The organism is Roseivivax halodurans JCM 10272, from assembly GCF_000521785.1.
Lineage (GTDB): Bacteria > Pseudomonadota > Alphaproteobacteria > Rhodobacterales > Rhodobacteraceae > Roseivivax > Roseivivax halodurans.
This window is the reverse complement of the sequence record NZ_JALZ01000007.1, coordinates 43,355-66,141: the sequence shown is the minus strand read 5'-3', so window position 1 is coordinate 66,141 and position 22,787 is coordinate 43,355. Positions and strand designations below refer to the sequence as shown.

Annotated in this window: 24 protein-coding genes; 12 read left to right on the top strand and 12 right to left on the bottom strand. The window is 66.4% G+C overall.

Annotated elements, in window-relative coordinates; translation table 11 throughout:
• Positions 1–66 precede the first annotated feature (66 nt).
• On the bottom strand, positions 67–1,461 hold the full coding sequence (locus OCH239_RS08570; RefSeq protein WP_037261413.1) for an aminotransferase family protein: 1,395 nt from the start codon (positions 1,459–1,461) through the stop codon (positions 67–69).
• Between the two features lie 127 nt (positions 1,462–1,588).
• Here OCH239_RS08570 and crcB point away from each other — a divergent pair, with 127 nt between their 5' ends.
• From crcB to OCH239_RS08530, 8 genes are all read left to right on the top strand, one after another.
• The gene (gene crcB / locus OCH239_RS08565; RefSeq protein ID WP_037261100.1) at positions 1,589–1,966 is read left to right on the top strand and encodes a fluoride efflux transporter CrcB; all 378 of its coding nucleotides are present in this window, start codon (positions 1,589–1,591) and stop codon (positions 1,964–1,966) included.
• The gene (locus OCH239_RS08560; RefSeq protein ID WP_037261097.1) at positions 1,963–3,006 is read left to right on the top strand and encodes an RluA family pseudouridine synthase; all 1,044 of its coding nucleotides are present in this window, start codon (positions 1,963–1,965) and stop codon (positions 3,004–3,006) included. The genes crcB and OCH239_RS08560 overlap by 4 nt, the downstream gene beginning before the upstream one ends.
• Positions 3,003–3,680, top strand: a complete 678-nt coding sequence (locus OCH239_RS08555) for an HAD-IA family hydrolase (protein WP_037261096.1) — start codon at positions 3,003–3,005, stop codon at positions 3,678–3,680. The genes OCH239_RS08560 and OCH239_RS08555 overlap by 4 nt, the downstream gene beginning before the upstream one ends.
• 100 nt (positions 3,681–3,780) lie before the next feature.
• Positions 3,781–4,494, top strand: a complete 714-nt coding sequence (locus tag OCH239_RS08550) for an ATP12 family chaperone protein (protein WP_037261094.1) — start codon at positions 3,781–3,783, stop codon at positions 4,492–4,494.
• Positions 4,495–4,686: 192 nt separating this feature from the next.
• On the top strand, positions 4,687–5,703 hold the full coding sequence (locus tag OCH239_RS08545; RefSeq protein WP_037261092.1) for an amino acid ABC transporter substrate-binding protein: 1,017 nt from the start codon (positions 4,687–4,689) through the stop codon (positions 5,701–5,703).
• A 143-nt stretch (positions 5,704–5,846) separates the two neighbouring features.
• A complete protein-coding gene (locus OCH239_RS08540) occupies positions 5,847–7,070 on the top strand; it encodes an amino acid ABC transporter permease (RefSeq protein WP_037261091.1) in 1,224 nt (407 codons plus the stop codon).
• A 1-nt stretch (position 7,071) separates the two neighbouring features.
• Positions 7,072–8,364 (top strand): amino acid ABC transporter permease, encoded by a 1,293-nt coding sequence (locus tag OCH239_RS08535; RefSeq protein WP_037261089.1) that lies wholly within the window; start codon positions 7,072–7,074, stop codon positions 8,362–8,364.
• 13 nt (positions 8,365–8,377) lie between these two features.
• Entirely contained in the window at positions 8,378–9,166 is a 789-nt protein-coding gene (locus OCH239_RS08530) for an amino acid ABC transporter ATP-binding protein (RefSeq protein WP_051489379.1), read from the top strand.
• A 76-nt stretch (positions 9,167–9,242) separates the two neighbouring features.
• Here the strand turns inward: OCH239_RS08530 and OCH239_RS08525 are convergent, their stop codons facing one another.
• The 7 genes from OCH239_RS08525 to ttcA form a co-directional block, all read right to left on the bottom strand.
• The gene (locus tag OCH239_RS08525) at positions 9,243–9,743 is read right to left on the bottom strand and encodes a SixA phosphatase family protein (RefSeq protein ID WP_037261087.1); all 501 of its coding nucleotides are present in this window, start codon (positions 9,741–9,743) and stop codon (positions 9,243–9,245) included.
• A complete protein-coding gene (gene argB / locus OCH239_RS08520; protein WP_037261085.1) occupies positions 9,740–10,633 on the bottom strand; it encodes an acetylglutamate kinase in 894 nt (297 codons plus the stop codon). The genes OCH239_RS08525 and argB overlap by 4 nt, the downstream gene beginning before the upstream one ends.
• 111 nt (positions 10,634–10,744) lie before the next feature.
• Complete coding sequence (gene yihA, locus OCH239_RS08515; protein ID WP_037261082.1) at positions 10,745–11,398, bottom strand: ribosome biogenesis GTP-binding protein YihA/YsxC; 654 nt, start codon at positions 11,396–11,398, stop codon at positions 10,745–10,747.
• A complete protein-coding gene (locus OCH239_RS08510; RefSeq protein WP_037261079.1) occupies positions 11,395–12,144 on the bottom strand; it encodes an MOSC domain-containing protein in 750 nt (249 codons plus the stop codon). Before OCH239_RS08510 ends, yihA begins: the two co-directional genes overlap by 4 nt.
• Complete coding sequence (gene yidC, locus OCH239_RS08505) at positions 12,141–14,030, bottom strand: membrane protein insertase YidC (RefSeq protein ID WP_037261076.1); 1,890 nt, start codon at positions 14,028–14,030, stop codon at positions 12,141–12,143. Before yidC ends, OCH239_RS08510 begins: the two co-directional genes overlap by 4 nt.
• A 256-nt stretch (positions 14,031–14,286) precedes the next feature.
• Positions 14,287–15,834, bottom strand: coding sequence for a GGDEF domain-containing phosphodiesterase (locus OCH239_RS08500; protein WP_051489378.1), 1,548 nt, complete (start codon positions 15,832–15,834; stop codon positions 14,287–14,289).
• Between the two features lie 66 nt (positions 15,835–15,900).
• A complete protein-coding gene (gene ttcA / locus OCH239_RS08495; protein ID WP_037261073.1) occupies positions 15,901–16,785 on the bottom strand; it encodes a tRNA 2-thiocytidine(32) synthetase TtcA in 885 nt (294 codons plus the stop codon).
• 97 nt (positions 16,786–16,882) lie between these two features.
• On the opposite strand from ttcA, the gene OCH239_RS08490 reads away from it, so the two are divergent.
• On the top strand, positions 16,883–17,407 hold the full coding sequence (locus OCH239_RS08490) for a superoxide dismutase family protein (RefSeq protein ID WP_037261071.1): 525 nt from the start codon (positions 16,883–16,885) through the stop codon (positions 17,405–17,407).
• A 43-nt stretch (positions 17,408–17,450) separates the two neighbouring features.
• Here OCH239_RS08490 and OCH239_RS08485 read toward each other — a convergent pair whose 3' ends face one another.
• The 4 genes from OCH239_RS08485 to rpmH all read right to left on the bottom strand — a co-directional run bounded on the left by OCH239_RS08485 (position 17,451) and on the right by rpmH (position 18,863).
• Entirely contained in the window at positions 17,451–17,696 is a 246-nt protein-coding gene (locus OCH239_RS08485) for a hypothetical protein (protein ID WP_037261068.1), read from the bottom strand.
• A 363-nt stretch (positions 17,697–18,059) separates the two neighbouring features.
• Positions 18,060–18,305: a membrane protein insertion efficiency factor YidD gene (yidD, locus tag OCH239_RS08480; RefSeq protein ID WP_037261065.1), complete on the bottom strand. Its 246-nt coding sequence runs from the start codon at positions 18,303–18,305 to the stop codon at positions 18,060–18,062.
• Positions 18,286–18,702 (bottom strand): ribonuclease P protein component, encoded by a 417-nt coding sequence (rnpA, locus tag OCH239_RS08475; RefSeq protein WP_037261061.1) that lies wholly within the window; start codon positions 18,700–18,702, stop codon positions 18,286–18,288. The genes yidD and rnpA overlap by 20 nt, the downstream gene beginning before the upstream one ends.
• 23 nt (positions 18,703–18,725) lie before the next feature.
• Positions 18,726–18,863 carry a 50S ribosomal protein L34 gene (rpmH, locus tag OCH239_RS08470; RefSeq protein ID WP_037261060.1) on the bottom strand — a complete coding sequence of 46 codons (138 nt, stop codon included), beginning with the start codon at positions 18,861–18,863 and terminating at the stop codon, positions 18,726–18,728.
• Positions 18,864–19,174: 311 nt separating this feature from the next.
• On the opposite strand from rpmH, the gene OCH239_RS08465 reads away from it, so the two are divergent.
• Genes OCH239_RS08465 through OCH239_RS08455 form a run of 3 tightly spaced genes read left to right on the top strand, consistent with a single transcriptional unit; the run spans position 19,175 to position 22,750 of the window.
• The gene (locus OCH239_RS08465) at positions 19,175–19,918 is read left to right on the top strand and encodes a TVP38/TMEM64 family protein (protein ID WP_037261057.1); all 744 of its coding nucleotides are present in this window, start codon (positions 19,175–19,177) and stop codon (positions 19,916–19,918) included.
• A 4-nt stretch (positions 19,919–19,922) separates the two neighbouring features.
• Positions 19,923–21,344, top strand: coding sequence for a dihydrolipoyl dehydrogenase family protein (locus OCH239_RS08460; RefSeq protein ID WP_037261055.1), 1,422 nt, complete (start codon positions 19,923–19,925; stop codon positions 21,342–21,344).
• 23 nt (positions 21,345–21,367) lie between these two features.
• A complete protein-coding gene (locus tag OCH239_RS08455; RefSeq protein WP_037261052.1) occupies positions 21,368–22,750 on the top strand; it encodes a sensor histidine kinase in 1,383 nt (460 codons plus the stop codon).
• Positions 22,751–22,787 lie beyond the last annotated feature (37 nt).

The window sequence follows — 22,787 nt, the reverse complement described above, 5'->3', positions numbered from 1 at the left end:
ACGACGAAGGGCCCGGCAGCGATTGCCGGGCCCTTCTCGATTGAGGCATCCGCGTGCCCGGTGGGCCTAGCCGAAGACGCGGCCCAGAGCGCCGTCCACCGCGGCTACGATCTCGTCGATGTCGTCCTTCGTGGCGATCAACGCGGGCGAGAAGCAGAGCGTGTTGTTCTTGCCCGGCACGGACCGGTTCGTCGCTCCGATGATGACGCCCTGCTTCATGCAGTCTCCGACCACGGCCTTGACCTGGGCTTCCGGCACCGGCCCCTTGCTGTCGCGGTCCGAGACCAGTTCCGCGCCGAGAAAGAGACCCTTGCCCCTCACATCGCCGATGACGCGATGCTTCTCCATGAGCTCGCCGAGGCGACCCATCATGTGCTCGCCCATTGCCGTTGTGTTCTCGAGCAGGTCCTCGTCCTCGATGATCCGCATGTTCTCCATCGCCGCGGCGGGACCGGCCGCACAGCCGCCGAAGGTCGAGATGTCTCGGAAATAATCCATCGGATCGGTCTCGTCCGACTTGAAGAGGTCGAAGACATGCTCGGTCGTCGTGAGGCATGCGATCGCGGCGTAGCCCGAGGCAACGCCCTTCGCCATCGTCACCATGTCCGGCTTTACGCCGTAATGCTGGTAGCCGAACCACTCGGTTCCGGTCCGTCCGACGCCGCAGACGACCTCGTCGATATGCAGCAGGATGTCGTATTTCCGGCAGATCTCCTGCACCCGCGGCCAGTAGCCGTCGGGCGCGGGAATCACGCCGCCACCCGCGGTCACCGGCTCGAGGCAGAGCGCGCCCACGGTGTCCGGTCCCTCGCGCAGGATCACCTCTTCGATCTGGTCGGCGGCCCATTCGCCGTAATTCTCGGCCGGAGCGCCCTCCTGCTCGTGGCGGCGATACTCGAGGCAGTGCGGCACCCGCACGAAGCCGGGCGTGAAGGGCCCGTATTGCGCGTTGCGCTCGTCCTGGCCGCCCGCCGAGAGGCAGCCGATCGTGGTGCCGTGGTAGTCGCGGTCGCGGAAGAGGATCTTGTGCTTCTTGCCGCCGTAACGCTTGTGCGCGATCTGGCGAACCATCTTGAACGCCTTCTCGTTCGCCTCGGAGCCGGAGTTGCAATAGTAGACGCGGCTCATCCCCGGCATCTTCGAGATCAGCTTCTCGGCGAAGAGTGCGCCCGGCACGTTGCCCGAGGCGCCCGCGAAATAGTTCATCTTGCAGAGCTGATCGTAGACCGCGCGGGCGATCTCCTCGCGCCCGTAGCCCACGTTCACGGTCCAGACCGCGCCCGAGACGGCGTCGAGATGCTCCTTGCCCGCCTGGTTCCAGACGCGCATGCCCTTGCCCTCGATGATGATGTTCGGATCCGAGGTCTCCCACGCCTTGTGCTGGCTGAGATGGTGCCAGACATGCGCCTTGTCGGCGGTGACGATGTGCGAAAGGTCGTTCGGGCTGAGATTGCCGTCCATGAAGATTGATCCCTGCTGCAAGGTGGGGCCGATGTTTGACCGTTTGATAAAATCCTGCACCTCGGACTTGTGCGTTGCAAGGCCCTCGCGCTTGACTCCGTGCGCGCGCCACGCGACATGCCCAAACATGACCCTCACCCTTCTCCAGGTCGCTCTCGGCGGTGCCGCCGGAGCCGTCGCGCGCTATCTGACAGGCCACGCCGCCGTGCGCCTGATCGGACACGGCTTTCCCTGGGGCACGTTCGCCGTCAATGTCGTCGGCTCCTTTCTGATGGGGGTTCTCGTCGTGGCACTCGCCGAATGGAACGCGAACCGGTTCGCGCCGCTCCTGCTCACGGGCATGCTCGGCGGCTTCACGACATTCTCGGCGTTTTCGCTCGATGCCGCAACGCTCTACGAGCGCGGCGAGCTGGCGCTGGCCGGCGCCTATGTCGGCGGATCGGTGATCCTGTCGCTGCTCGCGGTCTTCGCGGGCCTTGCGGCTGGGCGGGGGGCGCTGACATGAGCGGCGTCCAGACACTCACCGTCGCGCCGGGCGACAGTGACCAGAGGCTCGACCGCTGGCTCAAGCGGCAGTTCCCGCACCTCGCCCAGGGCCGGATCGAGAAGATGTGTCGGAAGGGCGAGCTGCGCGTCGACGGGGGCCGGGTGAAGAGCTCGCACCGGCTCGAGGCCGGCGCCGCGGTGCGCATCCCGCCGATCCCCGAGCCCGAGGAAGTAGCCTCGCGTCCCAAGCCGACCGTGTCGGGGCAGGATGCGGAGATGATCCGCGGCTGCGTGCTCTACCGCGACGACCACATCATCGCGCTGAACAAGCCGCCGGGCCTTCCAAGTCAGGGCGGCTCGAAGCAGACCCGCCATGTCGACGGCCTCTCCGAGGCGCTGATGTTCGGGGCGGAAGAAAAACCGCGCCTCGTGCACCGGCTCGACAAGGACACTTCGGGCGTTCTGCTGCTGGCACGGACCCGGGCGGTGGCGAACCAGCTGTCCGCGGCCTTCCGGGCGCGGGACACGCGCAAGATCTACTGGGCCGCGGTCGCCGGGGTTCCGACGCCGCAGATGGGCACGATCCGCTACGGGCTCGTGAAGGCGCCGGGCCACGGCAAGGGCGGGGAGGGCGAGAAGATGCTCTGCCTGCACCCGAACGCGGTGCCCGAGACCGAGGGTGCCAAGAACGCGACGACCGATTACGCGGTGCTTTCGGCGCTGGCGAAACGCGCGGCCTGGGTCGCGCTCGTCCCGGTGACGGGGCGCACGCACCAGCTGCGCGCGCACATGGCCGAGCTCGGCCACCCGATCGTCGGCGACGGCAAGTACGGCGGATCGGGGCAGGAGAACCTCGGCGACGGTTGGGGCGCGCAGCTCGGCGGAGAGATAAGCCGCAAGCTGCACCTGCATGCGCGGCACCTCTCGCTGACACATCCGGTGACGGGCGCGCGGCTGCAGATCACCGCGCCGCTGCCCGAACACATGAAGCGCACCTGGGAAACGCTCGGCTGGACCGAGGGCGACGTTCCCGTGGATCCCTTCGCGGAGGACGCATGACCGACCTGCGGCTCGTGATCTTCGACGTCGACGGCACGCTCGTCGACAGTCAGGCCGACATCCTCTCGGCGATGGGCGCGGCTTTCGCCGTCGCGGACCTGCCCGCGCCGTCGCGACCGGAGATCCTCGGCATCGTCGGCCTGTCCCTGCCCCAGGCCATCGCGCATCTCGCGCCCGAGGCCGACGCTGCGCAACTCGATGCGATGGTCGTGGGCTACAAGGCGGCCTATACAGAGCTCCGCGCGGAAGGCGGCGTCGAGCTCTCCTCGCCGCTCTATCCCGGGATCCGCGAGGTGCTCGAGACCCTGAACGCGCGCCCCGAAACGCTGCTCGGTGTCGCCACGGGCAAGTCGCGCCGGGGGCTCGACAAGCTGCTCGACGGTCACGGGTTGCGGGAGCTCTTCGTCACGCAGCAATGCGCCGACGATCACCCTTCGAAGCCCCATCCGGCGATGCTGCACGAGGCCGTGGCGGTCACCGGGGTCGATGCGGCCCGCGCCGTGATGATCGGCGACACCGAGTTCGACATGGAGATGGCGCGCGCCGCGGGTCTGCCGGGGATCGGCGTCAGCTGGGGCTACCACCCCGTTTCGCGCCTAGGGGCCGCCCATACCGTGATCGACAAGGCGGCCGAGTTGCCGGCGCTTCTCGACACGCTCTGGGAGGCGGCGTGAGAGCGGGGCTGGCTCCTGAGCAAGTGACGTATGGCGGAGCCTCCGGCGGGAGTATTTTCGCCAAGAAGAAGCCGCGGGCGATCCGCGGGGTGGAGGCGCGATGAGCGAGTGGGCGGCAAAGCGATTCTGGACGGCGGCCTCGGCGGAGGAGGTCGAGGGCGGGCATGCAGTGCGGCTCGACGGGCGCGCGGTGAAGACGCCGGCGAAGGCCGCGCTCGTCGTGCCGTCGCGTGCCATGGCCGAGGCGATCGCCGAGGAATGGCAGGCCCAGGACGAGCGGATCGACCCGCGAACGATGCCCGTGACCCGCGGCGCCAATGCCGCCATCGACCGTGTGCGCCCGCAGCACGGAGAGGTGGCCGACATGCTCGCCGCCTATGGCGACAGTGACCTTCTCTGCTACCGCGCCGACGCGCCGGCCGAACTCGTGGAGAGACAGGAAGCGGCCTGGGATCCCTTGCTCGACTGGGCGGCCGAGGCCTGCGGCGCCCGGCTCGCGCCGCGTACGGGTGTGATGCATGAGGGTCAGGACCCGGCCGCGCTCGAGCGGCTCCGGACAGAGGTGCACGCGCTAGACGCCTTTGCCCTTGCGGCGTTCCACGACCTCGTCTCCTTGACGGGATCGCTCGTCCTCGGGCTCGCGGCCGAGCGGAAAGCCTTCGACCCCGAGGCGCTTTGGGCCGCATCGCGCATCGACGAGATCTGGCAGCAGGAGCTCTGGGGCGAGGATGAGGACGCGCTTGCCGCGGCCGAAGCGAAGCGTCTCGCCTATCTCGACGCCGTACGCTTCCTCTCGCTGACGCGCTCCGCCTGAAGAGTGCACGTCGTAACGGCATATGGCGAAAACGCGGGCAATCGTCATGCTCTCTGCCTTGACCTCTAAGAATGAATGCGACCACACTCGGCGGCACTTAAGGGGGTTGCCCGGACCGAGGTCCGGGCTGGCCTGCTAGGGGATTAGCGAACCGCCCGACGAGACGGCGGCGCCTAACAGGAAGAGGTAAACATGAAAAAATCCGTGATTCTCGGCACGTTGACCGTAGCCGCGCTGAGTGCGGGCACCGCCGGCGCGCAAACTTTGAGCGACGTGCAGGAGCGCGGCACACTGAATTGTGGCGTGAATACCGGCCTCGTCGGCTTCGCCGCGCCGGATGCGAACGGCAATTGGGAAGGCTTCGACGTTGCGGTCTGCCGGGCTGTCGCGGCCGCCGTGCTCGAAGACCCGCAGGCCGTCGAGTTCGTGTCGCTAACCGGCAAGACCCGCTTCACCGCGCTGGCCTCGGGCGAGGTCGACATTCTGTCGCGCAACACGACCTGGACCTTCACTCGCGACGTCGACCTCAAGTTCGAGTTCGCCGGAATCAACTACTACGACGGCCAGGGCTTCATCGTGCCGAAGGAGCTCGGCGTCTCCTCGGCCAAGGAACTCTCCGGGGCGACCGTCTGCGTGCAGACCGGCACCACGACCGAGCTGAACCTCTCGGACTACTTCCGCAAGAACAACATGGATTACGAGCCGGTCCCGATCGAGACCAATTCCGAGGCGCAGCAGCAATACCTCGCCGGGGCGTGCGACGCCTACACGACCGACGCGTCCGGCCTCGCTGCGACCCGCGCCGCCTTCGAGGCACCCGGCGATCACGTGATCCTGCCCGAGATCATCTCGAAGGAGCCGCTCGGCCCGCTCGTGCGCCACGGCGACGACGAATGGGAAGACGTCGTGCGCTGGACGATCAACGCGCTGATCGCCGCCGAGGAATACGGCATCACGTCCGCCAATATCGACGAGCTGAAGCAAGGCACGGACAGCCCCGAGATCAACCGCATCCTCGGCTCCGCGGACAATCTCGGCGAGATGCTGGGCCTCGACGCCGACTGGGCGTACCGGGCGATCAAGGCGAACGGCAATTACGGCGAGATCTTCGCCAAGAACATCGGCGAGTCGACCCCGATCGGCCTTTCGCGCGGGCTCAACGCGCAGTGGACCGACGGCGGGCTGATGTACGCACCGCCCTTCCGCTGATCACGGCGACTGGGAGAGCGCGCATGCGTGCTCTCCCCCACGCGATCCGGCGATGCCGGGCCGCGGCATGAAGGCCATCGTCTGCGCGAGGACGGGACAAACCCGCCGGTGATCGGACGAGGCAGGCCACAGGGAAAACATCGATGACATCTCTCAGCGACCCGCAGCAGGAGCCGGGATCGTCGTTCAGGCTATCCATGCTTCTGAACGACACGCGATACCGATCTTACACATTCCAGTTCATCGCTCTCGTCTGCGTGGCGGCGCTTTTCGCCTGGCTCGGATCGAACCTTGCCGCGAACCTCGCCGCCGCGGGCATCGGGATCAGCTACGAGTTTCTCGGCCAGTCCTCGAACTACGACATCAACCAGACCCTCATCGAGTACAGCAGCCAGTCGACGCATCTGCGCGCGTCGATCGTCGGGCTCCTCAACACGCTGCTCGTGTCGATCCTCGCCTGCATCACCGCCACGATCATCGGCGTTTTCGCCGGTGTCTTGCGGCTGTCGAACAACTGGCTCGTGTCCAAGCTGATGGCGACCTATGTCGAGATGTTCCGCAACGTGCCGGTGCTGATCTGGATCATCATCATCTTCACGATCATGACCGCCGTGGCTCCGGCGCCGAGCGCGTTCCGCGGCGACGATCCGGACGCGTCGATGATCCTCGGCATGTTCGCTTTCACCAATCGCGGCGTCTACGTCCCGAAACCGCTGCTCGAGCCGACGGGCTGGGTGGTGCTGGGCATCTTCGCGGCGTCCGTCGTCAGCATGATCGCCTATCGGCGCTTTGCCACGCGCAAGCTCTATGACGAGGGCAAGCTGCTCCCGACGCTCTGGCCGAGCCTCGCGATCCTCTTCGTGCCGGCCGTGCTCGCGTTCTACGCGCTCGGGCGGCCGATCGGCCTTGAGATCCCCGAGCTCGGAGGGTTCAACTTCTCGGGCGGCATCACGCTTCTCGGATCTCTGATCGCGCTCTGGTTCGCGCTCGCGATCTATACCGGCGCCTTCATCGCCGAGAACGTGCGCGCCGGCATCCTGTCGGTGAGCCGGGGCCAGACCGAAGCCGCGGCCGCGCTCGGCCTCAGGCCGCGCCGGATCATGAACCTCGTGATCCTGCCGCAGGCGCTGCGGGTGATCGTGCCGCCGCTGATCTCGCATTACCTCAACATCACCAAGAACTCCTCCCTCGCCATCGCCGTCGGCTACATGGACCTGACGGGCACGCTCGGGGGGATCACGCTCAACCAGACCGGCCGCGCGATCGAGGCGATCCTGCTCCTGATGCTCTTCTATCTCGCGATCAGCCTCGCGATCTCTGCGCTAATGAACGTCTACAACAGCGCCGTCCGGCTGAAGGAGCGCTGAGATGAGCGACATGCACGAGCATTCCGTCGCCTATGTCCGCGACACGATGATCGACCAGCAGCCGGCCCCCGAAACGCAAGGCGGGGTCGTGAACTGGATGCGCGCGAACCTCTTCTCGAGCCTGTCGAACGGGATCCTGACCATCCTCGCGGTCTACGTGCTCTGGAAGGTCCTGTCCGGCGTGGCGCCGTGGCTCCTGAACGGCATCTGGACGGCCCCGTCGCTGTCCGCCTGTCGCGAGATTCTCCAGGGTGCGACCGGAGGGTGCTTCTCTGTCCTGACGGAACGCTGGAACCAGCTCCTCTTCGGCTTCCAGTACCCCTCCGATCTCTATTGGCGGCCGACGCTCGCCTTCGTCCTGCTCTTCGTCGCGATCGCCCCGGTGCTCTTCTACAAGGTCTTCCCGGCGAGGATGCTGATCTTCACGGCGATCTATCCGTTCCTCGCATATTGGCTGATCTGGGGCGGATCGCTGCTCGTGCCGGTCACGGCGGCGGCGGGCCTCGTGGCGGGATACCTTGTCTATTCCCGCCTCGTGACGATGAGCTTCGCCGCGGGCTTCTTCGGCGGCATCGCGGCGGCGTCTCTGGTCTGGTACCTCGCCGGATTGGTGCCGTTCGGCGGCGTCCTCGCGCTCGAGCCGGTAGACAGCCGCAACATGGGCGGCTTCATGCTGAACCTGATCCTCGGCACGGTCTGCGTGTCGCTCTCGATCCCCTTCGGCATCGCCCTCGCCCTCGGCCGCCAATCGTCGATGCCGATCATCAAGTGGATCTGCGTGATCTTCATCGAGTTCATCCGGGGCGTGCCGCTGATCACGCTCCTCTTCGTCGCGTCGGTGGTGCTGGCGTATTTCCTGCCGCCCGGCACCACGTTCGACCTGATCCTGCGTGTGATCATCATGATCACGATGTTCGCCTCGGCCTATATCGCCGAGGTGATCCGGGGCGGACTCGCCGCGCTGCCGAAGGGTCAGTACGAGGCGGCCGACAGCCTCGGCCTCGACTACCCGCAGGCGATGCGCCTCATCATCCTGCCGCAGGCGCTCAAGATCTCGATCCCGGGCATCGTCAACGTCGCGGTGGGTCTCTTCAAGGACACGACGCTCGTCTCAGTCATCTCGATGTTCGATCTCATCGGCATGATCCGCGGGCCTATCCTCGCCTCGACGGAGTGGAACGGCGTCTACTGGGAGCTTCTGGGATTCGCCGCGCTCCTCTTCTTCGTCACCTGCTACGGCATCTCGCAATATTCCCAATGGCTTGAGCGTCAGCTCAACACCGATCGCCGGTAAGGAGTTCAGAACAATGACAGACACCGCCGTCGAAACCCGCACCCCGGCGCAGATGAAGGTCTCGGACGAAGTCGCGATCCAGATCTCCAACATGAACAAGTGGTTCGGCTCGTTCCACGTCCTGCGCGACATCGACCTTACGGTCTATCGCGGCGAGCGCATCGTGATCGCGGGGCCCTCGGGGTCGGGCAAGTCGACGCTCATTCGCTGTATCAACGCGCTGGAGGAGCACCAGAAGGGACGGATCGAGGTGGACGGCACGGTGCTGTCCTCGGACATCAAGAACATCGACCGCATCCGCTCGGAGGTCGGCATGGTGTTCCAGCACTTCAATCTCTTCCCGCATCTCACGATCCTCGAGAACTGCACGCTTGCGCCGATCTGGGTCCGCAAGATCCCAAAGCGCGAGGCCGAGGAGACGGCCATGCACTTCCTCGAGAAGGTCAAGATCCCCGAACAGGCCGACAAGTATCCCGGTCAGTTGTCGGGCGGCCAGCAGCAGCGCGTCGCGATCGCCCGCTCGCTCTGCATGCGTCCGCGGATCATGCTCTTCGACGAGCCGACATCGGCGCTCGATCCCGAGATGATCAAGGAGGTGCTCGACACCATGGTCGAGCTCGCCGAGGAAGGGATGACCATGATCTGCGTGACCCACGAGATGGGCTTTGCGCGACAGGTCGCGAACCGCGTGATCTTCATGGACCAAGGCCAGATCGTCGAGCAGAACGAGCCCGAGGAGTTCTTCAACAACCCGCAGAACCCGCGCACGCAGCTCTTCCTGAGCCAGATCCTCGGGCATTGACGCCGGCGAGCGGCGGGTGGGGTGCGACCTCTCACCGATAAGTGCCGCGTCCCCTAGGGACCGGCACGCCGAGGTGTCAGAGCCGCGCCAGTTCGCGAGGAACCACGAATGTCGCCGGGCGGCCCATGCCCCAACCGGCTTGCGACCAGTCTTCCATGTCGAAATCCGCAACGAGGGTCGCCCCCGTCGGGTAATCGGCGAAGCGGGGATGGTCCGGCGCGTGAGCGACGAGGCGCTGCGCGACTTCCTGGAAGCCGGGATTGTGGCCGATGACGAGAACCCGCGCGGACTCAGCGTCGCGCAGGGCCTGCAGCACGGTCTCGGGATCCGCGTGATAGAGCCGGTCCTCGAACCGTGTCGCGGCCTCGATCTGCAAGAGGTCCAGCGTCTCTCGCGTGCGAGCCGAGGTCGAGCAGAGCACCTGGTTCGGAACGTAGTCTTCCGCGCGCAGCCAGTCTCCGAGCGCCTCGGCGCTCTTGCGGCCGCGCTTGTTCAGCGGGCGCGAATGATCCGGCTCGCTGAACGACCAGTCCGACTTGGCGTGACGCATGAGCACGAGCTGGAGCGGTGCGCTCATGTGCGCTGCTCGTGTTTCGGAAGATCCGGCGAGCGGATGAGCGAGCCCGCGCCGTGCTCGGTGAAAAGCTCAAGAAGACAGGCATTCGGTACACGGCCGTCGAGGATCACGACGCCGCGCACGCCCTGCTCGATCGCCTTGAGCGCGGTCTCGGTCTTGGGGATCATGCCGCCCGCGATGGTGCCGTCGTCGGTCATCTGGCGCACTTCCTCGGGCGAGAGCTGGGTGACGACCTCGCCGCTCGTGTCCTTGACCCCCGGCACATCGGTGAGGAGCAGGAGCCGGTCCGCCTGAAGCGCGCCCGCAATGGCGCCCGCGGCGGTGTCGCCGTTGACGTTGAACGTCTCGTTCGGATCCATGCCGGTCGCGACGGGCGCGATGACAGGGATGATCCCGGCCGCAAAGAGATCGCGCAGAACCTGCACGTTCATCTCGATCGGCCGGCCGACGAAACCCAGCTCGGGATCGTCCGCCTCGCAGACCATGAGATCGTCGTCCTTGCCCGAAAGGCCCACTGCGCGGCCGCCTTCGTCCATGATCGCCTGCACGATGCGCTTGTTGACGAGGCCGGTGAGGACCATCTCCACGACCTCGACGGTCGCCTGATCGGTGACGCGCTTGCCCCGCACGAATTCCGATTTGATGCCCAGCTTGTCGAGCGTGCGGTTGATCATCGGCCCGCCGCCATGGACGACGACGGGATGCATGCCGACCTGTCGCATCAGGACGATGTCACGGGCAAATCGCGCCATGTCGCGGACATCGCCCATGGCGTTGCCGCCGAACTTCACGACGACGGTCGCGCCGGAATAGCGTTGCATGTAAGGCAGCGCTTCGGAGAGCGTGCGGGCGGTGGCGTGCCAGTCTCTGTTCATGTCCTGCGGCTGCATCTAGGTGTCCGTTTCGCGGGCCCGACCGTTATCGGCGCGCGGGCACCCGGACGCAAGGGGAGGCGGCAGGGCCCTCGCGCCCTGCAAGGTCAGGCGTAAAGGACGCCGGGATCAGGGCAGCGTGGCGATGATCGCCCGCAACGTGTCGATGCCCTGACCCTTTTCGGACGAGGTGAGGACGATCTCCGGGAAGGCCGCGGGGTGCTTGGACAGCCGCTCGCGCACCTGGGCCAGCATCTTCTCGCGATCCTGTTCCTTGACCTTGTCGGCCTTCGTGAGCACCGCCTGGAACGTCACCGCGCTGCGGTCGAGAAGGGTCATGATTTCCTCGTCGGGCGGCTTCACTCCGTGACGGGAATCGATCAGCACGAAAGCGCGACGCAGATTCGCGCGGCCCGCGAGATAGGCCCTGAGAAGGGCCTGCCAGCGTTCGACCACCGGCAGCGGCGCGTTGGCGTAGCCGTAACCCGGCAGGTCGACAAGGTAATGGCTTGACCCGAGCGTGAAGAAGTTGATCTCCTGCGTCCGGCCCGGCGTGTTCGAGGCCCGCGCCAGCCCCTTGCGACCCGTCAGCGCGTTGATGAGCGTCGATTTCCCCACGTTGGACCGGCCGGCGAAGCACACTTCGAGGCGGTCGTCGCGCGGAAGCCCGTCCATCGCGACCACGCCCTTGAGGAAGTCGGCACCAGGAGAGAAGAGCCGGTGCGCGGCTTCTGCGGCCTGTTGTTCGGGTGCATCCGCGAGCGGGAAGGGCAGGGTGGTCATGTCAGCCTCACGGTGTCGCCTGCGGTGATGCGGCCGCCGCGGGTCACCTCTGCCTGCACGGAGAAATCTGTGTGGCCGAAGCCTTGCAGCAGGCCCAGCATGTCGATGTCCCGGGCTCCGGTCTCGGGATCGGCGTGGGTTGCCTTGCAACGCCCGGTGCGCTCGCGAACGGCGAGGATGGCCTCACCGATGCGGATCTCACGGCCGATCATCTCGAATTCTTCCCAAGGCGCGAGGCCGCCGACCCAGATGTTGCCGCGCCAGCGGTGGATCGAGAGCGGGCGACCCGCCGCCTCCTCGACCGCGCGGTGGCTGGCGAGATTGCAGATGGTCAGGGACGGAAACGCGCTGTCGGTCATGCCCTGTTGCCCGGCCGTGACGATGCGCGCCGGTTTGAAGGGGCTATCTTCGTGAAGCGGCGCGATCCAGTCGAGGAAAGCCTGCGCCTCGTCGTCGGGGCAAAAGGCCAGCGAGCCGAGTTCCGGATGTGTGAGTGTCACGCGCCGGCCTGCCTCGTCCAGCTTGGCCTCGATCGCCATGAGCGCAGGGATGTTCGCGCCCCGGGTGAAGTTCCGGCAGGGGGACCATGAGGTCCCGTCCGCGTCGCTTTTCTGGTGGGCAACGGCCCAGACCCGGTCCCATGGCATCGTTCGGCCTGCTTCCACAACGACCGAGCCCACGGTCTCGCGACCGTGGGCCTTGATCGGGTGGCGCCAGAGGCTCTGGACACTGGCGCCGCTTGTCACTTCTTGTCTTCCGTCTTGGTCTTCTTCTGGAAGCTCGACTTGATGTTGCCGAAGACGTCCGGCGTGTAGCCCTGGCTGCGCATGATCGCGTATTGCTGGGAGAACGTGATCGTGTTGTTCGCGATCCAGTAGACCACCAGGCCGCTGGCGAAGCTGCCCAGCATGAACATGAACACCCACGGCATCCAGGCGAAGATCATAGCCTGCGTCGGGTCGGGCGGCGCCGGGTTCAGCTTCTGCTGCAGCCACATCGACACGCCGAGCAGCAGCGGCAGGATGCCGATGAAGACCAGCGCGAGCAGCGAGCCCGCCTCGGGCGCGCCCCAGGGCAGCAGGCCGAAGAAGTTGAAGAACGATGTCGGATCGGGTGCCGACAGGTCCTGGAAGGGCCCGAAGAACGGCGCGTGGCGCAGCTCGAGGGTGACGAAGATCACCTTGTAGAGCGAGAAGAAGATCGGGATCTGCAGAAGGATCGGCAGGCAGCCCGAGGCCGGGTTCACCTTTTCCTTCTTGTAGAGCTCCATCATCTCCTGCTGGAGCTTCTGGCGGTCGTCGCCCGCGCGCTCCTTGATCTTCTCCATCTCGGGCTGGAGTTCCTTCATCTTCGCCATGGAGACGTAGGACTTGAACGCCAGCGGCAGCAGCAGCGCCTTGATCATCAGCGTCAGCAGGATGATCGACACGCCCATGTTGCCGATGAGCTGGTTCAGCTCGTGCAGCACCCAGAAGATCGGTTTCGTCAGGAAGAAGAACCATCCCCAGTCGATCGCATCCACGAAACGGTCGATCTCGGGGTAATCGGCGTCGGGCTCTGCGCCGAAGAGGCTGAAGAGCCAGTTCGGCTGGTTCTGGTAGCGGCGGATCGTGTCCCATTCCTTCGCACCCGCGAAGAGACGGGTCGACACCGATGCGCTCTCGCCCGCGCCGACCGTCATCGTCGGAAGAACCTGCTCGGTCTGGTAGATGTCGCGGGCCTCGTCGTACTTGGCCACTGCCTTGAAGCCCTGACTGTGATCGGGAATCAGGCTCGACATCCAGTAATGGTCGGTGAAGCCGATCCAGCCGTTCTCGTCGACCTGATAGACTTCCGCGCGGGCGCCCTCGCCGGCGTTCTGGTCAAGGTCGGTAAGGCCGTCCCACGAGGTCTCGGACAGCTCGCCATCGGCCATCGCGATGGCGCCCTCGTGAAGGATGAAGAAGTTCTTGGCGTTGGCCGGCTCGCCGTGCCGGGCGAGCACGCCGTAAGGCGCGAGCGAGGTGCTGGCGTCCCCGGTATTCTCGACCGCCTGCTCGACGGTGAACATGTAGTTCTGGTCGACCGAGATGGTGCGGCGGAAGACGAGGCCCGCGGGGCCCTCCCAGGTCAGCGTCACGGGGCTGTCGGGGGTGAGCGGACCCTCGCCCTCGACCTGCCATTCGGTGTTGGGGCCGGGAACGTCCTCGGGGCTCAGGCCCTGACCGGGAGCCCAGCCGTAGAGCGCATAATAGGCGTCCTGACCGCCGACCGGATTGAAGAGGGAGACGATTTCGGAATCCTCTTCGATCGTCTCGGTGTAATCCTTGAGCTGGAGGTCGTCGATCCGTCCGCCGAGCAGCGAGATGGACCCGACGAGGCGGGGCGTGTCGATCTCGACGCGCGGCGCTTCGGTGCTTTCCTGCGCTTCCTCGTCGGCATTGTCCGCCGACGCGGCATCGGGCGTCGCCGATGGCGTCACCGCCGGGCCACCCTCGACATCGGCCTCGCCGGTGGTCTGGGCGGTTTCCGTCGCGGTCGCGCCGTTGGGATCGGTCTGCGTCTCAGGTGGCGGGAAAAGCACGAACCACAGCAGGATCACGATGAAGCTGAGCGCGGTCGCGAGGATGAGGTTCTTGTTCTGATCGTCCATGAAGCGCGGATTCCGGGGTCCCGTGGCAGATGGGGGCGTTCAACAGACCGCGTGCCCGGAGGTCAAGGGGAAACGGGTGCCAGAGCCCGCGCCCGGGCGTCGCGCGGATCATATGACGGGGAGGTCAGGCCTCTTTTTGTCGGCGTGAACGAAGTGACCCGCGACAGGGTGACTGCCTGCGCCAGGGCGGCAGCGTGCAGCGGATACGTGCCGTGCTCCGCCTCCCCGGCATGATCCACGCCCGGAAGGTCGATGATCAACGTGATCGGCGGGTCAGGTCGGGCGCGCAGAGGTTCTGGTTGTGGCGGAGGACCCAGTCGGCGAAATGCGGCGCGGACATGGGGCGCGCGATGCGGAACCCCTGAACGTGTCCGCAACCGAGTTGCGCGAGGAGCGCGTGCTCGCCCGCGCTCTCGACCCCTTCGGCGAGCGTCTCAATGCCCAGCTGTTCGGCAAGGCTCAGTATGCCCGCGACCATGCGCCGCTGGCTCTCGTTGCGGTCGATCCCGGCGATGAAGCCGCGGTCGATCTTCACGCGGTCGATGGGAAGGCGGTGGAGCGCCATGATCGAGGCATGTCCGGTGCCGAAATCGTCGAGATCGATGCTGCAACCGAGACGCTTCAACCGGGAGACGTTTCGCGAGACCGTCGATTCCGTGTCCTCGCAGAATGCGGTTTCCAGCACTTCTATGCAGAGACGGTCACCCGAGACGTCCTGCCGGTCGAGCTCCCAGGCGATCCGGTCGGGCAGGGTCGGTTCGCGCAATTCGGTCCCGGTCAGGTTCACGCTGACCTTCGGAATGTCGAAGCCGCGGGCGCTCCATTCGTTCAGCGCCGCAAGTGATGCGCGGATCATGACCTCGCCGAGCCGCGCAAGATGCCCCCCGGCCTCGAGGGAGTCGAGGAAATCGGCCGGCGGGATCATGCCCCGCTCGGGGTGCATCCAGCGGGCGAGGGCCTCGACGCCACTGATGCGGCCCGTCGATGTGCAGATCTGCGGCTGGAACCATGGCTGGATCTGACCGCTTTCGAACGCGAGCGCGACATCGGCGCGCAGGGCGCGTCGCATCGTCCGGCTTGCCCCCATCCCCTGCGACCATGCGGTTATCCCGGAGCCCCCGCCGCCCGACGCGTCCATGAGTGCGGTCAGGGCGGCGTCGAGCAGTTCGGTGCCGCCGGCGACCGCGGGAAGGCGCGACCCGGCGCAGAGGCCGACGGCGGCGCTCAGGTAATGGCTGCGCTGCGTGCCCGACACCGGTCCCTCGAGGCGCGACTGCAGACGGCCGGCAAGGCCGGTCAGGCGCTCCGCATCCAGCCTCGCCGTCGGATCGAGCACGATCAGGTAGCGCCGGTCGCCGATCCGTACCGCGGTATCCTGCGGCCGGAGATCGTGCCGCATCTGCTCGAGCACCCTGGCGCGCAGGAACTCGGCCTCGCGTTCGCCGTAGATCTCGGCCACCTCCTCGAGCCCTCCGAGGTCGATGGCGATGGCCGCGGTCGAGAGATTCGCCGCGCGGGCCTCTGCAAGGATCTCGGAGCAGTGTTCTTCGGCCTCGGCGAGATCCATCCGGTCGACCTGCACCGCAGCGCGCGCGACGCGTCCGGGCGGTACGGTCCGCAGCGCCCCGGAAACGAAGGCGAGGAGCGGGACGAACAGTGCGACAAAGGCGAGCGCCCCCTCGCCGGCGAGCCAGTAGGAGCCGAGCGCCAAGGCCGGCACGAAGGAGAGGATCTGGATCCCCGACAGCCAGCGCTGCTGCGCAAACGTGACGATAGCGCGGTCGCGCGAGCGGCCTGGCTCCATGATGGCGATTCCCCCGATGTCCGGCAGTGTCGAGGCCAGACTAACGGGAAGAACATTTGTGGACGGTTAAAGCCGCTCGCCCGCCGCGTCCGAAGGACCCTCGTTCTTCGGATCGAGTGCGAGTCCCGCGAAGTCGAAGAGCTTCGGATCGAGCAGGTGCGAGGGGCGCGCATTCATCAGCGCGCGGAACATGACCTGCCGCCGTCCGGGGCTGTTGCGCTCCCAACCGTCGAGGATCTGCTTCACCTGCTGGCGCTGCAGGCCGTCCTGGCTGCCACAGAGATCGCAGGGGATGATGGGATAATTCATGGCCCTAGCGAACTTCTCGCAATCGGCCTCGGCAACATGCGCAAGTGGCCGGTAGAGAAAGAGATCGCCCTCCTCGTTCACCAGTTTCGGCGGCATGGTGGCGAGCCGCCCCCCGTGAAAGAGGTTCATGAAGAAGGTCTCGAGAATATCGTCCCGATGATGGCCGAGCACCACCGCCGAGCAGCCTTCCTCGCGCGCCACACGGTAGAGATGGCCCCGCCGCAGCCGCGAGCAGAGCGCGCAGAAAGTCCGTCCCTCGGGGATCTTGTCGACGACGACCGAATAGGTGTCCTGATACTCGATCCGGTGCGGCACGCCGCGCTCTTCGAGGAATTGCGGCAGCACCGTCGCGGGAAAGCCGGGCTGGCCCTGATCGAGATTGCAGGCGAGTAGATCGACGGGCAGCATCCCGCGCCATTGCAGCTCGTGCAGGATCGCCAGCAGCGTGTAGCTGTCCTTGCCGCCCGAGAGGCAGACGAGCCATTTCGGCTTCTCGCCTTCACGCGCGCCGGGGCCGATCATGCCGTACTGATCCACGGCCTCGCGCACGGATTGCACGAGGCGCTTGCGGAGCTTCTTGAACTCCGTGGTCTTCGGCGCGCCGCGGAAGAGCGGGTGGATGTCGTCTGTATGGTCGAGCATGGATCGCGGGATAGGCGCATGCGTCGCACCGGGCAAGGGGGAACGACGGGTGCAACCGTCACGTTTGCGCAGAGATGCAGATGCAAGGGAGACCAACATGCGTTCCACCATCCTGACCGCCTCGGCCGCGATCTTCGCCGCGAGCACCGTCTTTGCTCAAAGCGGCGAGGACATGAGCCCGGCCGCAACCGCCACCCTCATGGATCCGAGCGGCGCCGAGGTCGGCATGGTCGAGATCTTCGAGACCAATGATGGCCTGCTTTTCAACGTCGAGGCGAGCGACATGCCCGAAGGCGGCCACGGCTTCCACGTGCACCAGACCGGCGAATGTGCGGACGATTTCACCTCGGCGGGAGATCACTACGCGCCGAACGGCAATTCTCACGGTCTGATGGCCGAAGGTGGGCCGCATGCCGGCGACCTGCCGAACGTCTTCGCCAGTGCCGAGGGAGACGTTCGCGCGGACATCACCTCCACTGTGCTGAGCCTCGAGGACGGCGATGCACCGATCATGGACGACGACGGCTCGGCGATCATCGTGCACGAGAACCCGGACAGCTACGGCGAGGATGCCGGAGCCGGCGGGCGCATCGCCTGCGGCGTGATCGAGCAATCCTCGTGAAGGAGGCGCGGCCCCGAGATCATGTGCCGGGGCCGCGCGACCGCTAGAAGGGTGTCCGTAACGGCGGAAGCGCGTCCCGCCGCGCATGCGCCGCTTCCGGCGGTAGCCCGATATCGCGTTTCAGATGATCCGGAAGCGTGGCGGCGTCGGCCGGACGCTGCCGCCTTTTCCGAAGCTTGAACAGTGCCTTGAGCGCTGCGAACAGCACGGGGAACGCGCCGTGCCGCGCAATGATGCCGTCGATGCTGTCCGCGTTTGGCGTGCGATCGGAATGAATGAGATAGATCATGGAAGACATCCTCTGGTCTCGGTCAGAAAGCTGACTCGGAGCCAGGAGGCCCGTCCCGCACACCTAGACGCAGGTCGCCCGTGGATCTGCCACGTGGCTCCGAGGTTCGGGGTTGCGGGATATCGCGGCCGGCAGACGCTTCGGACGCGATGGGCGGTGTCAGGCGGCGGCTCGGAAGCCTCGCGACGACACCGGGTGGACCATGATCTTGGCCGGAGCGTTAAGTTCAGTCATGCCTAACCCTCCTTCTTGTCTGCGGGTCCGTGCCGGACACATACGCCGAATCACGGCCGTCACGCGACTCTTATTTTACCTATGGGCAGGTTTGCGCCCCGTCTCGCTGTGGCGTGGGCACAACGTCCCTCAATCGGGAACGTTGTCGATGCCGGACCGCCCCCAGGGGTGGCAGCGGCCGATGCGGCGGAGGGCAAGCCATGTGCCACGCAGCGCGCCATGGCGGGCGAGCGCTTCAAGCGCATAGGCAGAGCATGTCGGGTGGTAGCGGCAGTTGAAGCCGACCCAAGGCGAAAACACCAGGCGGTAGGCGCGCACCGGCAGGGCCAGCACCCAGGCCGCCGGCGCTCTGACGTCAGGCCGAAGACCGGGCATGAAGCCGGTTCAGCGCAAAGACGAGATCGTCCTGCAACGCGTCGAAGGGGCGTTCGGCGGTTGCGCCGGGCTTTCCGATGAGCACGTAATCGAAGCCCGGGCGGCCGTTCTCGGTCAGCACCAGACGCGCCGCCTCGCGCAGGCGCCGCTTGGCGCGATTGCGGGCGACGGCATTGCCGACCTTCTTCGAGCAGGTGAAGCCGACGCGCACGACATCCGTCCCGTCACCGCGGTGACGGGCTTGCACGAGCATCGCCTTGGTGCCCTGCTTGTCCGCGCGGGCGGCCGCGAGAAACTCGGGCCGCCGAGCCAGCGTCTCGATCCGGATGCGCGGACGCGCAGACGCCGCCGGGTCCGACCGAAAGCAATCGCTCTCGGGGGCCTCCGGCGGCGTCATGCGCGGCTGCGCGGTCAGGATGGTCAGGCGCTCAGCTTCTTCCGGCCGCGGGCGCGGCGGGCGTTCAGGACCTTGCGGCCGGCTTTGGTGGCCATCCGCGAGCGGAAGCCATGGCGGGCCTTCCGCACGTAGTTCGAGGGCTGGTAGGTGCGCTTTGTCATCGCTCCGTCTCCGTCGTCTGTCAGGGCCCGGGCGCGAAGGCGCGAGGGCAGAATCTCTCTGGAAGCCCGCGCTATAGGCAAGCAGCGGACGCGTGTCAAACCCCGCGTCAAACGTCGTGCGATGTCCCGCCTGCAACAAATCGGGGTCGAAGGCGCGGGGAAGTGTTACAGAGAGCGCGCCCAACGCGGGTTTGCCTCATGCCGCCGTCACCGGGCATCAAGGCCGCGTGATGCGGGTGTTTTAACGGCCCGCTGGCCTGCATCTTGCAGTCAGACGCCACTCACCCGTGCCGCGGAGGACAGACCGCTCCATGACGCAGATCGACACTCAGTCCCGCCACCAGGGAAGGACCGGCCTCATGCGCCACCTGCCGCTCATCGGAATCCTCGTCGTGGCCGTCGCAGGGTTCCTGACGCTGCGCGACGTCCTGAGCTTCGAGACGCTGGCCGAGAATCGCGACGCACTCCTGGCGTTCCGGAACGACAACCTCATCGGCCTCGCGGCGGCATTCGTCGGCATCTACGTCCTGATCGTCGCGTTCTCGCTTCCGGGCGCCGCGGTCGCTTCGGTCACCGGAGGGTTCCTATTCGGCCTATGGGGCGGAACGGTCCTGAACGTGATGGCGGCCACGGCAGGGGCGGTGGCCATCTTCTTCGCCGCGCGGATGGGGCTCGGGCGGTCGCTCTCGAAAAAGATCGAGGCGTCCGAAGGGACGGTCAAGCGCCTCAAGGACGGCCTCCACGAAAACGAGATCTCGGTTCTCTTCCTGATGCGCCTCGTGCCGGCGGTGCCGTTCTTCGTCGCAAATCTCGTTCCGGCGCTCGTGGGGGTCCGCTTCCGGAACTTCCTCCTGACCACTGCGCTCGGCATCGTTCCCGGAGCCTTCGTCTTCACCTCCATCGGCGTCGGCGTCGGCGAGGTCTTCGATCGGGGCGAGACCCCGGACCTGTCTCTTCTCTACGAGCCACAGGTGCTTCTGCCGCTCTTCGGGCTGGCAGCGCTCGCGGCGCTCCCTATGATCCTCAAGGCTTTGCGCGGAAAGAAGGGCCTTTAGATCCATGGACAACATCAAGACCGACCTGCTCGTCATCGGCGCAGGGTCCGGTGGCCTGTCCGTCGCCGCAGGCGCGGCCCAGATGGGCGCGGACGTCACCCTGCTCGAACGCCACAAGATGGGCGGCGATTGCCTCAACTACGGCTGCGTGCCGTCCAAGGCGCTGATCCAGACCGCGAAGGTTGCGCACGCCATGCGCCATGCCGCGCAATACGGCGTCGCAAGCGTCGAGCCGAAGGTCGACTACGCCGCCGCCATGGACCACGTTCACGGCGTCATCGCCAATATCGCGCCTCACGACAGCCAGGAGCGGTTCGAGGGTCTCGGCGTCCGGGTCATCCGCGAGGAAGGCCGCTTCGTGAACACCGATGCGGTTGTCGAGACCGAGAAGTTCCGCATCACCGCGCGCCGCGTGGTGCTCGCGACGGGATCGCGTCCCTTCGTGCCGCCCATTCCGGGGCTCGACACCGTCCCGTATCTGACCAACGAGACACTCTGGGACCTTCGCGAGCTGCCCGCGCATCTGATCGTCATTGGCGGCGGCCCGATCGGGATGGAGATGGCGCAGGCGCATCGCCGCCTTGGCGCGAGAGTCACCGTCATCGAGGGCCAGAAGGCGCTCGGCAAGGACGACCCCGAGATGTCCGCCATCGCTCTCGATGCCATCCGCGGCGAGGGCGTGGAGGTCATCGAGGGAGCGCAGGCCGCCAGGGTCGCCGGCTCGGACGGGAGCATCACGGTCGAGACGGACGACGGCCGGAAAATCGCCGGCTCGCACCTTCTCGTCGCCGTCGGCCGCAAGGCCAATACCGAGAGCCTGAACCTCGATGCCGCCGGCATCGGCACGACGCGGACGGGCATCCGTGTGGACAAGCACCTCCGGACCACCAATCGCAAGGTCTACGCGATCGGCGACGCGGCCGGCGGACTGCAATTCACCCATGTCGCAGGGTACCACGCGGGCGTGGTGATCCGCTCGACGCTCTTCGGTCTGCCGGCGAAAGCCGCGACATCGCACATTCCGTGGGTCACCTACACCGATCCCGAGGTCGCACATGTCGGCATGACCGAAGCCGAGGCGAAGAAGGAGTGGGGCGCGAACCACGAGGTTGCCCGCTTCGATTACGAGGGCAATGACCGCGCCCAGGCCGAGCGACATACGACGGGACGCGTCAAGGTCGTCGTCCATAACGGCAAACCCGTCGGCGCCTCGATCGTGGGCCATCAGGCGGGCGAGCACATCTCGCTCTGGGCCTTCGCGATCTCGTCGGGGTCCAAGATGAAGGACGTCACGGGCATGGTCGCGCCCTATCCGACATACGGGGAGCTTAACAAACGCGCGGCCGGCGCCTATTTCTCTCCGAAGCTCTTCGAGAGCGAGGCGGTCAAGCGCGTGGTCGGTCTGGTTCAGCGCTGGCTGCCGTGAGATTGCGCACCATTTAAGGCACCATGATCAATTCGCTTTCCGGCCGCTTTCTGATTCTCACGACAATCTTCGTGATGCTGGCCGAGGTGCTGATCTTCGTGCCCTCCGTGGCGCGGTTCCGCGAGAGCTATCTCGAGACGCGGCTCGAACGAGCGCAGATCGCCTCGCTCGCGGCGCTCGCGTCGGACACCATAGATCCCTCGCTCGAGGAAGAGCTCCTGCTGAACGCCGGCGTCTACAACGTCGTGCTGCGGCGCGACGAGGCACGCCAGCTGATGCTGGCCTCTCCGATCCCGGGCGAGATCTCGGCGACATACGATCTCCGTAACGCCTCGGCGATGACGCTGATCCGGGATGCGTTGATGCGTCTCGTGACGTCCGAGCAGCAGCTCGTGCGCGTCATAGGCAGCCCCTCCCGCGAGGCCGGCCTCCAGATCGAAGTCACGATGGATACCGGCGATCTGCGCACCGCGATGATCGAGTACGGTCTTCGGATTCTCGGCCTCTCGGCGGTCATCTCGGTGCTGACCGCCTGCCTGCTGTTTCTCGCCGTCCGCAGGCTTCTGGTGAAGCCGATCAAGAGCGTCGTCTCGCACATGCAGAACTACGCCGCGGCGCCCGAGGATGCGCGCCGCATCATCCAGCCGACCGCGACCGTCCGCGAACTGCGCGAAGCGGAGGACGCGCTGCAGAAGATGCAGACCGACCTGACGCAGGCGCTGCGCCAGAAGGAGCGCCTCGCCCAGCTCGGCGGCGCGGTGGCGCGGGTCAGCCACGATCTGCGCAACATCCTCACCTCGGCGCAGCTCTTCACCGACCGGATCGAGACCTCCGAGGACCCGGTGGTCAAGCGGCTGGCCCCGAAGCTGATCAACTCGCTGACCCGCGCGGTGTCGCTCTGCGAATCGACGCTCGCCTTCGGCCGCGCGGAGGAGCCCGCGCCGGTCCTGAGCCACGTGAACCTTGCCGAGGTCGTGGACGACGTGCTCGAGGCCGAGCATCTCGCGATCGGCGATGCGGACATCTCCCTCGCCGCCGACATCCCCCCGAACCTCATGCTGCGCGCCGATCCCGAACAGCTGCACCGCATCCTCTCGAACCTCGTCAAGAACGCCCGCCAGGCGATCCTTGGATCGGGTGTGGCGGGCGAGATCACGGTCTCGGCCCGTTCGGAGGACCTCGGCTGGCTCATCAAGGTGTCCGACACCGGGCCGGGCCTTCCGGCCAAGGCGCGGGACAATCTCTTCAAGGCGTTCCAGGGCGGCGCTCGCAAGGGCGGCTCCGGCCTCGGCCTCGCCATCGTTCAGGAACTTGTCCGAGGACACGGCGGCACGCTCGATCTTGCGCATAGCGGACCCGAGGGAACCGTCTTCGTCATCCGCCTGCCCATGGGCGAATGGAGCTGAGCGTCACATTTCCTTGGCGGAAGGGCGCCAGAAATCG

What these genes read in the sequence shown, in the direction of transcription:
- OCH239_RS08460 (WP_037261055.1), top strand. Translation starts at nt 19,923, where the DNA reads ATGGACAACATCAAGACCGACCTGCTCGTCATCGGCGCAGGGTCCGGT.
- rpmH (WP_037261060.1), bottom strand. Translation starts at nt 18,863, where the DNA reads ATGACAAAGCGCACCTACCAGCCCTCGAACTACGTGCGGAAGGCCCGC.
- OCH239_RS08535 (WP_037261089.1), top strand. Translation starts at nt 7,072, where the DNA reads ATGAGCGACATGCACGAGCATTCCGTCGCCTATGTCCGCGACACGATG.
- OCH239_RS08540 (WP_037261091.1), top strand. Translation starts at nt 5,847, where the DNA reads ATGACATCTCTCAGCGACCCGCAGCAGGAGCCGGGATCGTCGTTCAGG.
- ttcA (WP_037261073.1), bottom strand. Translation starts at nt 16,785, where the DNA reads ATGCTCGACCATACAGACGACATCCACCCGCTCTTCCGCGGCGCGCCG.
- yidD (WP_037261065.1), bottom strand. Translation starts at nt 18,305, where the DNA reads ATGCCCGGTCTTCGGCCTGACGTCAGAGCGCCGGCGGCCTGGGTGCTG.
- yihA (WP_037261082.1), bottom strand. Translation starts at nt 11,398, where the DNA reads ATGACCACCCTGCCCTTCCCGCTCGCGGATGCACCCGAACAACAGGCC.
- OCH239_RS08455 (WP_037261052.1), top strand. Translation starts at nt 21,368, where the DNA reads ATGATCAATTCGCTTTCCGGCCGCTTTCTGATTCTCACGACAATCTTC.
- OCH239_RS08560 (WP_037261097.1), top strand. Translation starts at nt 1,963, where the DNA reads ATGAGCGGCGTCCAGACACTCACCGTCGCGCCGGGCGACAGTGACCAG.
- crcB (WP_037261100.1), top strand. Translation starts at nt 1,589, where the DNA reads ATGACCCTCACCCTTCTCCAGGTCGCTCTCGGCGGTGCCGCCGGAGCC.
- OCH239_RS08500 (WP_051489378.1), bottom strand. Translation starts at nt 15,834, where the DNA reads ATGGAGCCAGGCCGCTCGCGCGACCGCGCTATCGTCACGTTTGCGCAG.
- OCH239_RS08555 (WP_037261096.1), top strand. Translation starts at nt 3,003, where the DNA reads ATGACCGACCTGCGGCTCGTGATCTTCGACGTCGACGGCACGCTCGTC.
- OCH239_RS08490 (WP_037261071.1), top strand. Translation starts at nt 16,883, where the DNA reads ATGCGTTCCACCATCCTGACCGCCTCGGCCGCGATCTTCGCCGCGAGC.
- OCH239_RS08465 (WP_037261057.1), top strand. Translation starts at nt 19,175, where the DNA reads ATGACGCAGATCGACACTCAGTCCCGCCACCAGGGAAGGACCGGCCTC.
- OCH239_RS08485 (WP_037261068.1), bottom strand. Translation starts at nt 17,696, where the DNA reads ATGATCTATCTCATTCATTCCGATCGCACGCCAAACGCGGACAGCATC.
- rnpA (WP_037261061.1), bottom strand. Translation starts at nt 18,702, where the DNA reads ATGACGCCGCCGGAGGCCCCCGAGAGCGATTGCTTTCGGTCGGACCCG.
- OCH239_RS08545 (WP_037261092.1), top strand. Translation starts at nt 4,687, where the DNA reads ATGAAAAAATCCGTGATTCTCGGCACGTTGACCGTAGCCGCGCTGAGT.
- yidC (WP_037261076.1), bottom strand. Translation starts at nt 14,030, where the DNA reads ATGGACGATCAGAACAAGAACCTCATCCTCGCGACCGCGCTCAGCTTC.
- OCH239_RS08570 (WP_037261413.1), bottom strand. Translation starts at nt 1,461, where the DNA reads ATGGACGGCAATCTCAGCCCGAACGACCTTTCGCACATCGTCACCGCC.
- OCH239_RS08550 (WP_037261094.1), top strand. Translation starts at nt 3,781, where the DNA reads ATGAGCGAGTGGGCGGCAAAGCGATTCTGGACGGCGGCCTCGGCGGAG.
- OCH239_RS08525 (WP_037261087.1), bottom strand. Translation starts at nt 9,743, where the DNA reads ATGAGCGCACCGCTCCAGCTCGTGCTCATGCGTCACGCCAAGTCGGAC.
- argB (WP_037261085.1), bottom strand. Translation starts at nt 10,633, where the DNA reads ATGCAGCCGCAGGACATGAACAGAGACTGGCACGCCACCGCCCGCACG.
- OCH239_RS08530 (WP_051489379.1), top strand. Translation starts at nt 8,378, where the DNA reads ATGACAGACACCGCCGTCGAAACCCGCACCCCGGCGCAGATGAAGGTC.